Consider the following 14,387-nt stretch of genomic DNA (forward strand, 5'->3'; position numbering starts at 1 on the left):
GGAAAGCCCCAAAATGCCCGATCTGCGCGAATTTCCCCAAAACAAAAGTTCGCGTACCCATACTGAAATGACCGACTGTCCCCGACGTGAGTGGGTCCTCATGGATACCGACGTATTGGTAGCGGGCGCCGGCCCGATCGGATTGACCACCGCGATCGAGCTGCGCAGACGCGGTATCTCCTGTCGAATAGTCGACCCCCTCGACGAACCGCGGCAATACGCGAAAGCAGTCGGGATTCAGCCACGCACTCTCGAACTCTTCGAGAACATGGGGGTGCTCCGCCAGGCACTCGACGCCTCGACATTGATGCGCGGTCAGATCATGTACACGAACGGCGTCGAGGTCGGCCGCGTCGACCTCACCCTCCCCGACGACGTTCCTTACTGGTTTCTCTGCCTGCCTCAGTACTCGACGGAGCGCATCCTCACCGAGCGCCTCACCGAGTTGGGAACAACCGTCGAACGCGGAGTCGGCCTCACTGCATTCGAACAGTCCGACGACGCCGTCACCTGCACCCTCAGCGACGGCAGCACTGTGACAGCCCGGTACCTGATGGGTTCCGACGGCGCGCACAGCGTGGTCCGCAAAGGGCTGGGCCTGAGCTTCGAGGGCGGCGCGTTTGCCGAGAGCTACATGCTCGGCGACGTCGAAGTCGACTGGTCGATACCCAGCGGCTACTCCGTCCGCGCCAACCACACCGCCGACGACGGAACCACCGACGACCTACTCGTCTGCATCCCACTTCCCGGACACAAGCGGTACCGCATGTCGATGCTCGTTCCGGACGAGTTGATGCCGGACGAATCGTCGAACAAAGCCGCTGTACAACACGGTTTTTCAACCGGAAAGACACCTGAACTCCATCACATCCAGGCTGTGCTCGACAGACTGTCCCCAGAACCGACAACCGCCTCGATGCTGCGATGGTCCTCGGTCTTCCGCATCAGCCACCGCATCGTCGACGCTTACAGCCGCGGACGGGTTTTTGTCGCCGGCGACGCCGCGCACATCCATCCCCCGACTGGCGCGCAGGGCATGAACACCGGGATCCAGGACGCCCACAATCTTGCGTGGAAGATAGCGCTCGCCGTCAAAGGTGTTGCGAAAGCGGATCTTCTCGAGACCTACGACGCCGAAAGGCGGCCGGTCGGTGAAGAAGTCGTCGGGATGACGGTCCGAAATGCTCGAGAAGGAATCGGTTCGGGAGAGTCCTCCATCGACACGGCAATGCGGCGCCAGGCTCAATTGTTGATCGACTACTCGGAGAGTCCGCTGAACACCGGGCGTAATTCTTCGAGTCCACACGTTCAACCGGGCGAGCGTGCACCCGATGCACGCGGAATGCGCCGAGACGGTGTGCAGTATCCAATTCGGTTGTTCGACTTGCTGTCCGGAGTCGACCACACGTTACTGCTGACTTCGGACGGATCCGCGGAGAGCATCAACAGCTTGGAGAAGGTCGCCGACGCCGCAATTCGATCAGCGCACGGCTTGCTGGACGTCTACGCGATAGTGCCACCGGGAACCGTGACCGTCGACTCGCTGGTGCCGATCATCGAGGACAACGCCTCGCAACTGTGCGCCGCGTATGGGGTCGAAGGTACGGCGGCGCTGGTCATTCGCCCCGACGGCTACCTCGGATTCCGTGGTCACCCGGAGAACGTTTCCGACTACTTCACGAAAGTATTTGCCGTCAATCAGGAATGAGCGAAGCGAACATCAACCGAATCTCGGGCGAGAGCTTCATCAACTCGACGTATCCACCCAACGGCCCGGCATCGAGGTAGGAGAACTCCATGCCGACGCCCTCTACCCGACCTTGTTGCACCACCGACATTCCGCGACGCTCGGCCTCGAGCAACGTCGCCTCGTAATCGTCGGGAACCCAAGCCAGGTGATGAACTCCGACGCCGTGAGTCTCCAGGAATTCCGTGTACAGGTTGCGTCCAGACACTGGTTGGATCAGCTCGAGCTGTTGGCTGCCCGCATATCCGATCGACACGTGCACGACATAGTCTGCGGGCTCCCCGCGAAAGGTTGTGGTCTCGGGACCAAAGGCGATGTCTGGCATACGTAGCCATCGCTCCACTCCCCACTGCCGAGTGAACTCCTGTTCGGCGGCCTCGATGTCCTCGACCACCCAGCAGATCTGGAAGATCGGTCCCGAGACCAACGGGGTCATGCCATTTTTCCGTTGTCCACCGAGTAGACGGCCCCGTGTATCGCCGAGGCGTCGTCGGAGGCAACGAAAGCCACCATCTTCGCAACGTCCTCGGCTTCCATCAAGCCACGCGGCGAGGCAACCTTCATGACGAGGTCGAAGTCGACTCCGTCGGGGAAGGTGAATCCGGTGACTTGAGGAGTCATCATGCCGCCGGGGCAGATTGCGTTGACACGCAGAGACTTTCCGGTGTACTCCATCGCCATCGCTCGGGTCAGTCCGATGAGTCCGTGCTTGGCAGCGCAGTATCCAGCCGAGTACGCCTGCCCTTCCAGTCCCGCGATCGAGGAGACGTTGACGATGTTGCCGCCCCGTTCCAGCAAGTGCGGCAGTGCTGCTCGGGAAAGGAAGAACGGTCCGTTCAGATTGACCGCAAGGTCATGTGCCCATTCGGAATCCGCAATATCCGCCGTATGACGAAGCGAGTGCGATCCCGCCACGTTGACGAGGATGTCGATACCACCGAGTTCGTCGACGCACGCCTGCACGGCCGCATCACACTGAGCGGAATCCGAGACGTCCGTCGCCGCGAAACGACGCTCTCCATCCGCGCCGACCACCTCGACCATCGACTGTCGCAGCTTTTCCTTGTCGCGGGCGATACCGAAAACCTGTGCGCCCCTGCGGTGGAGTATCTCGGCCACCGCGCGCCCCAACCCTGAGGACGCGCCGGTCACCAAGGCCACTTTTCCGGCCAGTACGTCTGCCATGACCTAGGAAGCCGCTGCTTCGCGCTGGAGTTCCAGCGCGATGTCGATCAACTGATCTTCCTGTCCGCCGACCAACTTGCGCTTACCTGCGCGCACCAACAGCTCCGCGGACGACACTCCGTACCGCTCGGCCTGACGCTCGGCATGCTTGAGGAAGCTCGAGTACACGCCGGCGTAGCCCATCATCAGTGCCTGACGATCGAGCAGGCACTCCTGCGGCATTGCCGGGCGCACAACGTCTTCGGCTGCATCGGCGATCGCGAAGAAGTCGATACCGGTCTTGACTCCGATCTTGTCGCAGACACCGACAAACGCCTCGACCGGGGCGTTGCCGGCGCCGGCACCGAACCGACGGGTACTACCGTCGATCTGCTTGGCTCCCGCACGAACTGCCGCAATGGAATTGGCGACGCCCAGGCCCAGGTTCTCATGTCCGTGGAAGCCGACCTGAGCGTCGTTGCCGAGTTCCTGAACCAGCGCCTCGACGCGATCGGATACCTGCTCGAGTACCAGCGCGCCGGCCGAGTCGACCACGTACACACACTGGCAACCCGCGTCGGCCATGATGCGAGCCTGCTTGGCCAGCTTCTCCGGCGGAATCGAGTGAGCCATCATGAGGAATCCGACTGTTTCGAGTCCACGCTCACGCGCGAGGCCGAAGTGCTGGATGGATACGTCTGCCTCGGTGCAGTGAGTTGCAATGCGGCAGATGGACGCACCGTTGTCCTGTGCGATGACGATGTCGTCCTTGATGCCCAACCCGGGCAGCATCAGGAAGGCGATCTTCGCGTTGGTCGCCGTCTCGACTGCAGCTTTGATCAGTTCCTGCTCGGGAGTCTTCGAGAAGCCGTAGTTGAAGGAGGATCCGCCGAGGCCGTCGCCGTGAGTGACCTCGATGACCGGCACTCCGGCTCCGTCGAGGGCACCGACGATGGCTCGTACTTCGTCGACGGTGAACTGATGACGCTTGTGGTGGGAGCCGTCGCGCAGCGACGTGTCGGTGACGCGGATGTCCCAGCTCGAATCGAAATGAATCATGTCGCTCATGCCTTCACACTCAGAAGCTTCTGGGCGATTTCCTCGCCCACCTTGGTGGCTGCTGCCGTCATGATGTCGAGGTTGCCCGCGTACGGCGGTAGGAAATCGCCTGCGCCTTCGACCTCGACGAACGTGGTGACCGTTGCATAGCCACCGGAAACGACGCTCGGTTTGTCGAACTGCGGTTCGTTGAGCAACCGGTAGCCGGGCACGTACTGCTGGATGTCCTTGACGACGCGGTGAATGGAGTCGGTGATCGCGGCCTGGTCGGCGTCTTCGGGGATAGCGCAGAAGATTGTGTCGCGCATGATCATCGGCGGGTCCGCGGGGTTGAGGATGATGATCGCCTTGCCGCGCTGTGCGCCGCCGATGGTCTCGATACCGCGGCTGGTGGTCTTGGTGAACTCATCGATGTTCGCGCGAGTTCCCGGGCCGGCGGACAATGATGCAACGGAGGCGACGATCTCGGCGTACGCCACGTCGACGACACGCGACACCGCGTAGACGATCGGAATGGTTGCCTGCCCACCGCAAGTGATCATGTTGACGTTGGGTGCGTCCAGGTGCTCACGCAGGTTCGCGGGCGGAACCACAGCCGGGCCGACCGCGGCCGGAGTCAGGTCGACGGCACGGATACCGGCGGCCTCGTAGCGTGGTGCTGCCTCGCGGTGCACGTATGCCGACGTCGCCTCGAAGACCAGGTCCGGTTTCTCCGCCTGGTTCAGCAACCAGTCGACGCCCTCGGCGGAGGTCTCGAGTCCCATCTTGCGGGCGCGCGCCAATCCTTCACTCTCGGGATCGATTCCGATCATCCATCGCGGTTCGAGCCACTCGGAACGCTGCAGTTTGTACAACAGATCGGTACTGATGTTTCCCGATCCGACGATCGCCACACTTGCCTTGGTCATGACTACTCCTACGTGAACTGAAGAGAGACGGAACCGAGGCCGCTGAACTCGGCTCGGAAGTTGTCGCCTGGATGAGCGTCGATCGCTCGCGTGCACGAACCCGGCAGAACGATGTCGCCGGCCTTGAGCCGAACTCCGAACGTGTCGACCTTCTGCGCCAACCACGCGACAGCGGTGACCGGGTTACCGAGAACCCCATCGCTGCGCCCCTCCGCAATCCGCTCGCCGTTGCAGGTCAGCACCGCGTCGATCGCCTTGATGTCGATGTCCGACGGGCGAACTCGTTCCTTGCCGAGAATGAACCCGGCGGAGGACGCGTTGTCCGCGATGGTGTCCGAGAGGCCGATCTTCCAGTCCTTGATCCGGCTGTCGATCAACTCGATGGACGGCGCATAGGCGACAGTGGCGTCGATGACGTCTTGTTCGGTGCACCCGGCGCCCGGCAGATCTGCTCCCAGAATGAAGGCGACCTCCACCTCGACGCGCGGGAAGCAGAAGCGCGACGTGTCGACCGGACGGTTCTCGAACTCTTCCATCTCGGCGAGCAGGTGACCGTAATCTGGCTCGTCGACGCCCATCATCTGCTGCATCGCCAGTGACGAGAGTCCGACCTTGTGTCCGACCACCTTTGCGCCACCGGCAACACGACGCCTGATGTTGATGAGCTGGATCTCGTAGGCGTCGACGACGTCGATGTCCGGATACGTGGCGATCAGCGGGCTGATCGGAGCGCGATCCCGTTCCGCCGAATCAAGATGGTCGGCAAGTTCGCCGCGGATCTGCGTCGAGAGCATCGTTCAGGCCTTTCCGACTGTGGAGAATGCGGCTGCGTGCTGACCGGCTCGTCGTCCGGAGAATACGCAGTCGGCGAGCGACAAGCCGCTCACATACGAGTTGGAACAGATACCGACCGCGGTACGGCCGGCGGCATACAGACCAGGGATACCCTCCCCGGCCTCGTTTTTCACCATGCCGGACGATTCGTCGACCACCAATCCACCGAGCGTGAGCATCGGGCACGGATTCATCATGTTGGGCTTGATCGAGACGTCGTACATCGTGAACGGCGCAGACAGTATCGGCCTGACGAAGTCCGACGGTTTGCCCATCGGATCAGGTTGTCCGGCAGCGGCAGCGGAGTTGTGCGCGTCGACGGTGGCTTGAAGGCCGGCGACGTCTATCCCCGCTTTGCGGGCGACCTCGGCAATGGTGTTGCCACGCACTGCAGTACGCATCATTCCGGTGGTCTGCACCCGCTGGAACCACATCGACTGGTCACCTATCTGCGATTTCGCTTCGCGAACGAGTTCGGAATCTGCCAGCAGCCAACCGATTCCGCTGCTCTTCTCCGCCATCGCCTGACCGAGAGCGGCACCGTAACGGGACTCGTCGACGATTCGCGCACCGGATTCACCCACCAAAATGGAACCGAGAAAAGCACTCGGCGGGACGATGAATCGCCAGGCGGACACATTGCCGAGCTTGTCGGTGGCTCCCCCGGCTTCGATACCGAGGTTGATGCCTTTGCCGTCGTCCCCGGACGTGCCGAGCGGGATACCGCCCTTGTAGGCGGGGGCATGGGTGCGCATCATCTCGCGATTGGACACGAAGCCGCCGGCGCTGAGGATCACGCCGCCGCGTGCCTGGATGCGAATCCGCTTGGCGTGCTTCTTCTCGATCTTCGCGATGAGTGCGTCGAGAATCGTGCGCAACTGCGGTGCGTAGACGCCGGGCTTGGAGGACAGGGACCCGAGCGTCGCGTGACGGCGACGAACTCCGGCAGGTGCGTCACGCAGCGTCAGTGCTTCGACGCCGATCACCCGGCCGTCCTCGATGATCAGCCGGTCCGCTCGCGTCTGGCCGAGCAACTGGACGCCCTTCGCCTCCGCGGACTTCGCGAGCGGGCCGTACAGCATCTTTCCCGACGTGCCACGCCCCTTGGCGCGATGACCACGCGGAGCAGGTTTTGCGATGTCACGGAACCCGCCGGCCGATTCGCTACCCGAGAAGTAGAGGTAGTGCTTGTTGCTCGGGTACGACGTCTTGTACGGACAGAGTGAGGCCTCGAACGGCACGCCGTGACTGCGCAGCCAGTCGATCGACGCCGGGCTCTCGTCGACGAACCGGCGCAGAGTCTGCGGCGTCACCGCGTCACCGACCTCGCGGTTCAGGTAGGCGAGCATGGCTTCGGGACTGTCCTCGACACCGGCTTCCTTTTGAATCACGGTGCCGCCGCCGGCGTAGTAGATTCCTCCGGAAATCGTGCTGGCACCACCACCGAGTGCTCGGTCGATTGCCAAAACCGACGAACCGGCCGCTACCGCTTCGAGCGCCGCACTGGCGCCCGCCACACCGAACCCGACCACAAGGACGTCAACCGAAGTATCCCAGGTCACACCGCACCATCCTCAATCTCACTGCAACGTGTTTCGTTATCAATGACAACGTCCGGAAATACTTCCTGGCAGAAAGCATGGACTGACACCCCCATCATTCTATAACGTGTTCTACATGAGCAAGCAGGAATACGACATCGTCGTCGTCGGCAGTGGTGCCGCAGGTATGACAGCGGCCTTGACCGCAGCCCACCAGGGCTTGAGTGTGGTCATCGTGGAGAAAGCCGCCCACTACGGCGGATCGACCGCCCGTTCCGGTGGTGGGGTCTGGATCCCCAACAACGAGGCACTTCAAGCGGACGGTGTCACCGATACACCGGAGGCCGCACGTTCCTACCTGCACAGCATCATCGGCGACGTTGTCGCTCCCGAACGCATCGACACCTATCTCGAGCGCGGTCCCGAGATGCTCTCGTTCGTGTTGAAGAACAGCCCGCTCGAGCTGCAGTGGGTTCCCGGCTACTCCGACTACTACCCGGAAGCACCCGGCGGACGCCTCGGTGGCCGCAGTGTCGAGCCCACCCCGTTCGACGGCAACAAGTTGGGCGCCGACCGCAAGAACCTCGAGCCCGACTACGTCAAGGCCCCCAAGAACTTCGTCATCACCCAGGCCGACTACAAGTGGCTCAACCTGCTGATGCGCAATCCTCGCGGACCCCTGCGCGCCATGAAGGTCGGCATGCGATTCCTCGCAGCGAAGGCCACCAAGAAGGATCTGCTGGTTCGCGGCCAGGCACTGGTCGCCGGTATTCGACTCGGACTTCAGTCCGCCGGAGTACCCATCCTGCTGAACACCCCGCTGACCTCCCTGTACACCGAAGACGGCGCAGTTCGCGGCGTCAACGTCATCGTCGACGGCGAGGAGCAGGTCATCCGCGCTCGCCACGGAGTCGTGTTGGGATCCGGCGGATTCGAGCACAACAAGGAAATGCGTGAGAAGTACCAGCGCGCACCTATCGGCACCGAATGGACCGTCGGCGCGAAGGCAAACACCGGCGACGGTATCCGCGCAGGCCAAGAAGTGGGCGCTGCAGTCGATTTCATGGACGACGCCTGGTGGGGCCCGTCCATTCCGCTGACCGGCGGACCGTGGTTCGCTCTCTCCGAGCGCACCCTCCCGGGCTGCATGATGGTCAACATGTCGGGCAAGCGCTTCGGCAACGAGGCGGCTCCGTACGTCGAGGCAACCCATGCGATGTACGGCGGTGAGTACGGTCAGGGCGAGGGCCCCGGCGAGAACATCCCGACGTGGATGATTCTCGATCAGCGCTACCGCAACCGCTACACGTTTGCCGGTATCACTCCCCGCTCTCCCTTCCCCGGCCGCTGGCTCAAGGCCGGCATCGTGGTCAAGGCGGGAACCATCGCCGAATTGGCCGAGAAGACAGGGCTTCCCGTCGCATCGCTGACCGAAACCGTCGATCGGTTCAACGGCTTCGCGCGCAACGGCAAGGACGAGGACTTCGGACGCGGTGACAGTGGTTACGACGCGTACTACGGCGATCCCCGACTGAAGAACCCCAGCCTCGCCGAAATCAGCAAGGCTCCGTTCTACGCCATCAAGATGGTTCCGGGTGACCTCGGCACCAAGGGCGGAATCTGCACCGACGTCAACGGCCGAGCACTACGCGAAGACGGAAGCGTCATCGACGGCCTCTACGCGGCTGGCAACGCAAGCGCTCCGGTCATGGGCCACACCTACGCCGGACCAGGCGCGACCATCGGTCCCGCAATGACTTTCGGTTACCTGGCCGTACTCGACATCGTCGAGCGTGCGAAGAAGGCCGAGACAACCGAAGCACCTGCAGCTGAAAAGACGGCGGTCGACCATGCCAATTGATCCGAAGATCGCACTCGGCGCCGAGCTTGCGCCACAAGAGTTCTCGTGGACCCCGCCGGACGTGCAGCACTACCACTTGGCCCTGGGGGCAGGTGCTCGTCCGCTTGATCCGACCGAGCTTCGATACCTCGACGACGAAAAGCCTCAGGTACTACCCACCTTTGCCACCGTCGCCGCCAACTTCCACGCCACCGAAGCACCGAAGGTGTCGTTCCCCGGCGTCGAAATCGATCTGGCGAAGGTAGTCCACGGGAGCCAGGAAGTCACTGTCCATCAGCCGATCCCGGCAAGTGGAAGTGGCCGCACCACAACTCGAATCGCCGAGATCTGGGACAAGGGCAAGGCCGCGGTGATCGTGCAGGAATCCGTCACGGTCGACGCCGAGGGCAACCCGCTGTGGACAGCTCGCTCGTCCATTTTCGCCCGCGGCGAGGGTGGTTTCGGGGGTGAACGTGGTCCGTCGGAGTCGATTACGCTTCCGGATCGCGAAGCAGATGAGACAGTGGTGACGCCTGTGCTTCCACAGCAGGCTTTGCTGTACCGGATGTGTGGTGATCGGAATCCGTTGCACTCGGATCCGCAATTCGCCTCCGCGGCAGGCTTTCCAGCGCCTATCCTGCATGGACTGTGTACTTACGGAATGGTCTGCAAGACCGCAGTGGATACCATGCTCGACGGCGACAGCAGTCGGGTAGCCGGATTTCGGGCCCGCTTTGCCGGGGTCGTATTTCCCGGCGAGAACTTGAGTATCCAGATCTGGAAAGACAATGGGCGACTCCTGATCTCAGCTTCTGTACTGGAGCGCGAAGCTCCTGCCCTGGCTGACGTAGTTCTCACTCTTGTCTGATACCAACCTGTCTGATACCCACCTGTTAGAACTCACCGTAGTTCTCGAACCCGATGGAGTAGCCCGAAGATGACGGCACAAGACGAAAAGTTCCGACTGTCCCGACGAGGTTTCATGGCCGCTGGAGCCGGCGCCGTGGCAGCGACCGCATTCGCCGGCTGGACGCCGGCCTATGCCGTCCCCGCCGGCTCCTCCGGCTCCGCGGGTGGTCCTGTCTCCACCCTCACGCCGCCGCCTGCCTTCCCCGAAGGCATCGCGCTGTACCAGCAGGCATATCAGAACTGGTCCAAAGAGATCATGCTCGACGCGATCTGGACCTGTTCGCCCAAGACGCCCGAAGACGTAGTCCGCCTCGCGAACTGGGGCCATGCCAACGGCTACACCATTCGTCCCCGCGGTGCCATGCACGGCTGGACGCCGCTGACCATCGTCAACGGTGCGCCGGTCGACAAGGTCATCCTCGCCGACACCACGGTCCACCTCACCGGCGTCTCCGTCAACGCCGGTGGCAGCCCAGCCACCGTCACCGCAGGACCCGGCGCGACCCTCGACGCCATCACCACCGCACTGCAGGCACAGGGCCTCGGGTTCGCGAACCTGCCGGCGCCGGGTGTGTTGACCATTGCCGGCTGCCTCGCCGTCGACGCTCACGGCGCAGCTCTTCCCGCCGAAGGCGAAGCACACGTTCCCGGACAGACTTTCGGCTCACTCTCCAACCTCGTCACGTCCCTGACCGCAGTGGTCTGGAACGGCAGCGAGTACGCACTGAAGACGTATGCACGTAGCGACGCGGCGATCAAGCCGCTGCTGACTCACCTCGGACGCACCTTCCTCACCTCCGTCACCTTGCAGGCCGCCCCCAACTACCGCATGCGCTGCGTCAGCCACACCGACATCGGTTGGCAGGAACTCTTCGGCGCCCGCGGAGCGTCCGGACGCACCTTCGAGAAGTTCGTCCGCGAAAACGGTCGCGCAGAAGCAATCTGGTACCCCTTCACCGAACGCCCGTGGATGAAGGTGTGGTCACTTGCACCCACCAAGCCGCCGTTCTCGCGTGAGGTGACCGGACCGTACAACTACATCTTCTCCGACAACCTCCCGGAGCCGGTCACCGACATGATCGGCCAGATCAACTCCGGAAACCCGGGCATCGCACCGGCATTCGGGCAGATCATGTACGCCACCACCGTTGCCGGACTCGCCGCGACGTTCTCCAACGACCTGTGGGGATGGTCCAAGGACGTCCAGTTCTACATCCGGGCCACCACCCTGCGCCTGACCGAGGGCGGCGGAGCCGTCATCACCTCGCGCGCCAACATCGGCCAGGTCATCCACGACTTCACCCAGTGGTTCAACGGTCGCATGGAGTACTACCGCTCTATCGGACAGTTCCCCCTCAACGGCCCCGTCGAAATCCGTTGCTGCGGCCTCGATCAACCGTCGGATGTCGAGGTCGACTCGGCAGGCGCCCCCACCATCTCGGCCATGCGCCCGCGCCCCGACCATCCGGAATGGGACACCGCCATCTGGCTCAACGTCCTCGGCGTCCCCGGAACCCCCGGCATGTTCGCGTTCTACCGCGAAATGGAACAGTGGATGCGTAATCACTACAACAACAACGACGCCACCTTCCGCCCCGAGTGGTCCAAGGGCTGGGCGTTCGGCCCCGACAAGCCGTACACCGACACCCCGATCATCACCCAGGGCCTCCCCCAGACCTACCGCGACGGCGTCCCATCGAGCGACAACTGGGACACCGCCAACGCCGCATTCAACGCGTTGGATCCGCACAAGGTCTTCAGCAACACCTTCCTGGACCAGTTGCTGCCTTGAGGTTCAAGTACTGAGCGCACACTCTGACAACTCGACGGTCGTCGCCACTCCCCTTACTTTCGGGAGTGCGGCGGCCGTCGTGCGTTGCAGTGAGCGGGATGAAGGAGTCCCCCCGCATCCCGACGAGGCAGCTGCCTCAATCGCGATCAGGATGGATCGCCTCGTGCATACTTTCCACTGCCCTGGCGTGAGTTGAGAGCTCGGACCGAGCCGACCGAATCGTGGCGCTGTCGCTGCGTGCCCCCGGCTCGGACGACGACGAGTCCTCTCCGGGGTTCGGCGCGCCACCAGCTGGATGCTCGGAGGAGCCGGTGCGCTCTTCCCTCTCCGCGCGGGCGCGCAACAACGACTCGGACTTCGGGGTATTTCGCATCGGAGCATTGTCCCAGATCCATCTCCTATGACTCACATTGAGCGCTCTCACCCCCGACGACCAGGCCGTTCCTGAATATCAACACCTAGAATGTTCGCAACAAAATATCTACAGCGGTCAGGGTAGACATTCTCGCGAGGCTGTTGTATCTTTTTTCTCGTAGCAAGGAACGAGTCAAGAGATGCGGGAGAGATGAACTACCCGCAAGCAGTACCGCAGGGCAGGGACGTGCCGGGGCCGAATTCGTGTGTGAGTGTGTAGTCGGACCCGGCACCCCCCTTCAAAGCGGCTACCGGATGTCTTGTGCGAGTCCGGAAGTTCGAAAGAATGCAGTTATGTAAGTAAGTTCAACCCCATCCGGCCCCCGGCGCTCCTCGCGCCGGGGGCCCCGTCCGTTCAGCGAAAGAAGCGAGCCATTCCGGCAGATACACCACCGGGGGACCCCTCCGGCAGATTCGACGACGAGAACTATCCTGCGTACAGCATGGGACATGCGGCCGAGATCCTCGGTGTCAGGCAAGCTTTCCTTCGTAGCCTCGATGCCGCGAAACTACTTACCCCGCAACGCTCTGAGGGCGGACATCGCCGCTACTCCCGCTACCAGCTGCGCATCGCAGCCCGCGCGCACGAACTCGTAGCCAACGGCACGGCGCTCGACGCGGCTTGCCGCATCATCATCCTCGAAGACCAACTCACCGAAGCCCGTCGCATCAACGCCGAGCTTCAGCAAGCGCAGGACCTGCGAGAGGAACCGGACGCGGCACCCGAATGAGGACTGCACTGGAACAGCAGTTGCGCCTATACGGTCGATCTGACCCCTCCTCCTTCCAACTGCGGTAAATTCGGCCAATTGGGACATTGCTCGGCGTCGGTTGCTCGATTTCCACATCGAAGGGATCGCAGGCATGACTTCCTCCCACCACCGCGCTCGGGTGCGGCTGTCTGCTCTGTCGATCGTCTTGACCGTTGCCATTGCAACCGCTGCGTGCAGTTCCGACGATGACTCCGCAACAAACACGGGCAGCGCCTCTCCCAGCACCTCGAGCAGTCGGGAATCCACCGAGATCACGGACATCGTCCGCCGCCAAGTGGCCGACTTAGGCCTCAGTGCCGCTGTGTTCGGGGTGTGGCGAGGCGACGACGAAGTTGCTCTCGGCGCCGTCGGAGAGTCCCCTGTCGGAGTTCCGGCGACAACCGACATGCAGTTGCGCGTCGGCCAACCGATGGAACCGATGCTCTCGACAGTCCTGCTGCAACTCGACGAAGAGGGAACGCTTCCCCTCGATCAACCGATCGCGAAGTGGGAACCGAACTTTCCACGCGCAGACACCATCACTCCGCGAATGCTGGCCAACAGCACGTCGGGCATCTCCGACTACGTGACCGATCCACAGTTCCTCAAACTCTTCACGGACAACCCGATGAAGGGCTGGACTTCTCGAGAGATCCTGGATCTTGCCAACTCCCGCCCGCCGTTGTTCGAACCCGGCACCAGTTGGGCGTACGCGCACAGCGACCTGACGCTGCTCGGCGACGTCATGGAGAAAGCGACTGGAAAACCGCTGGGCGAACTACTTCAGCAGCGCGTCTTCGATCCACTCGGGATGGATCACAGCAGCGTTGTACTCACGTCGCAGATGGACGAACCGATCCTGCACGGTTACACCAATGAACGTGGAGTATTCGAAGACTCCACTTTCTGGAATCCGACGGCGTTCCTGCACAGCGGAAACATGAACGCGCCTGTCGCCGACGTCGGAAAGTGGGTGCGCGCGCTGGGAACGGGAGAGTTACTCTCCGACAAGGCTTTCGAGCAGCAGATGGCGCCGACGACTGCGGGCTTGGGAAGTATGACGGCGGACAAGTTCTTTTCCTTCGGGACCGGGCACCTCGACGGCTGGCTGGTGATGAACCCGTCGTACGGCGGTTACAACGGTCTCGCGCTCTACTACCCCGATTCGAAGACGACGATCGTCGTCTACGCCACACTCGGGCCGACAACCAACGCGGACCTCAACAACGCCGTGTCGATGGGGAAGGAGATCGGAACCCTCCTCGAGCCGGATCACCCGCCGCAGGTACCGACGCCGTGACGCCCCACACACGCTGGTAGTAAACAGCGCCGGTCGGCAACTTCCTGTTTACGCACGGATTACCTCCAGGACTTATCGCCCCATCACCATTCTCTTCAGTACCGAACGAAACGCGTCGGACCGCGGG

At 62.6% G+C, this 14,387-nt stretch carries 13 protein-coding genes; 6 read left to right on the top strand and 7 right to left on the bottom strand.

The window, feature by feature from the left end:
* Nucleotides 1-100 precede the first annotated feature (100 nt).
* A complete protein-coding gene (locus tag ASU23_RS29090) occupies nucleotides 101-1,708 on the top strand; it encodes an FAD-dependent monooxygenase (RefSeq protein ID WP_058039231.1) in 1,608 nt (535 codons plus the stop codon).
* Here ASU23_RS29090 and ASU23_RS29095 read toward each other — a convergent pair.
* The 6 genes from ASU23_RS29095 to ASU23_RS29120 are packed head-to-tail and all read right to left on the bottom strand — an operon-like array spanning nucleotide 1,695 to nucleotide 7,274.
* Nucleotides 1,695-2,183: a VOC family protein gene (locus ASU23_RS29095; protein ID WP_058039232.1), complete on the bottom strand. Its 489-nt coding sequence runs from the start codon at nucleotides 2,181-2,183 to the stop codon at nucleotides 1,695-1,697. The two genes, ASU23_RS29090 and ASU23_RS29095, sit on opposite strands and share 14 nt — an antisense overlap.
* Nucleotides 2,180-2,932: an SDR family NAD(P)-dependent oxidoreductase gene (locus tag ASU23_RS29100; RefSeq protein WP_058039233.1), complete on the bottom strand. Its 753-nt coding sequence runs from the start codon at nucleotides 2,930-2,932 to the stop codon at nucleotides 2,180-2,182. The genes ASU23_RS29095 and ASU23_RS29100 overlap by 4 nt, the downstream gene beginning before the upstream one ends.
* Nucleotides 2,933-2,935: 3 nt before the next feature.
* Nucleotides 2,936-3,979: a 4-hydroxy-2-oxovalerate aldolase gene (gene dmpG / locus ASU23_RS29105; protein ID WP_007734084.1), complete on the bottom strand. Its 1,044-nt coding sequence runs from the start codon at nucleotides 3,977-3,979 to the stop codon at nucleotides 2,936-2,938.
* Complete coding sequence (locus ASU23_RS29110; protein ID WP_003945771.1) at nucleotides 3,976-4,878, bottom strand: acetaldehyde dehydrogenase (acetylating); 903 nt, start codon at nucleotides 4,876-4,878, stop codon at nucleotides 3,976-3,978. The genes dmpG and ASU23_RS29110 overlap by 4 nt, the downstream gene beginning before the upstream one ends.
* A gap of 8 nt (nucleotides 4,879-4,886) precedes the next feature.
* Nucleotides 4,887-5,672, bottom strand: a complete 786-nt coding sequence (locus tag ASU23_RS29115) for a 2-keto-4-pentenoate hydratase (RefSeq protein ID WP_058039234.1) — start codon at nucleotides 5,670-5,672, stop codon at nucleotides 4,887-4,889.
* 3 nt (nucleotides 5,673-5,675) lie between these two features.
* Complete coding sequence (locus tag ASU23_RS29120) at nucleotides 5,676-7,274, bottom strand: FAD-binding protein (RefSeq protein WP_058039235.1); 1,599 nt, start codon at nucleotides 7,272-7,274, stop codon at nucleotides 5,676-5,678.
* Between the two features lie 115 nt (nucleotides 7,275-7,389).
* Between ASU23_RS29120 and kstD the strand changes: the two genes are divergently transcribed.
* The 3 genes from kstD to ASU23_RS29135 all read left to right on the top strand — a co-directional run bounded on the left by kstD (nucleotide 7,390) and on the right by ASU23_RS29135 (nucleotide 11,794).
* Nucleotides 7,390-9,114: a 3-oxosteroid 1-dehydrogenase gene (gene kstD / locus ASU23_RS29125; RefSeq protein ID WP_007734077.1), complete on the top strand. Its 1,725-nt coding sequence runs from the start codon at nucleotides 7,390-7,392 to the stop codon at nucleotides 9,112-9,114.
* The gene (locus ASU23_RS29130) at nucleotides 9,104-9,961 is read left to right on the top strand and encodes a MaoC/PaaZ C-terminal domain-containing protein (RefSeq protein WP_058039236.1); all 858 of its coding nucleotides are present in this window, start codon (nucleotides 9,104-9,106) and stop codon (nucleotides 9,959-9,961) included. The genes kstD and ASU23_RS29130 overlap by 11 nt, the downstream gene beginning before the upstream one ends.
* A gap of 69 nt (nucleotides 9,962-10,030) precedes the next feature.
* On the top strand, nucleotides 10,031-11,794 hold the full coding sequence (locus ASU23_RS29135; RefSeq protein WP_007734073.1) for a cholesterol oxidase substrate-binding domain-containing protein: 1,764 nt from the start codon (nucleotides 10,031-10,033) through the stop codon (nucleotides 11,792-11,794).
* Nucleotides 11,795-11,930: 136 nt separating this feature from the next.
* On the opposite strand, the gene ASU23_RS34070 is transcribed toward ASU23_RS29135, so the two are convergent.
* Nucleotides 11,931-12,167: a hypothetical protein gene (locus tag ASU23_RS34070; protein ID WP_007734072.1), complete on the bottom strand. Its 237-nt coding sequence runs from the start codon at nucleotides 12,165-12,167 to the stop codon at nucleotides 11,931-11,933.
* A 484-nt stretch (nucleotides 12,168-12,651) separates the two neighbouring features.
* On the opposite strand from ASU23_RS34070, the gene ASU23_RS29140 reads away from it, so the two are divergent.
* Together ASU23_RS29140 and ASU23_RS29145 are read left to right on the top strand one after the other, a co-directional pair.
* A complete protein-coding gene (locus tag ASU23_RS29140; protein ID WP_003945791.1) occupies nucleotides 12,652-12,939 on the top strand; it encodes a MerR family transcriptional regulator in 288 nt (95 codons plus the stop codon).
* Nucleotides 12,940-13,072: 133 nt separating this feature from the next.
* Nucleotides 13,073-14,260: a serine hydrolase gene (locus ASU23_RS29145; protein WP_058039311.1), complete on the top strand. Its 1,188-nt coding sequence runs from the start codon at nucleotides 13,073-13,075 to the stop codon at nucleotides 14,258-14,260.
* The last annotated feature ends 127 nt before the right edge of the window (nucleotides 14,261-14,387 follow it).

This window comes from Rhodococcus sp. KB6 (genome assembly GCF_001445685.1).
In the GTDB taxonomy this organism is placed as follows: Bacteria; Actinomycetota; Actinomycetes; order Mycobacteriales; family Mycobacteriaceae; genus Rhodococcus_F; species Rhodococcus_F qingshengii.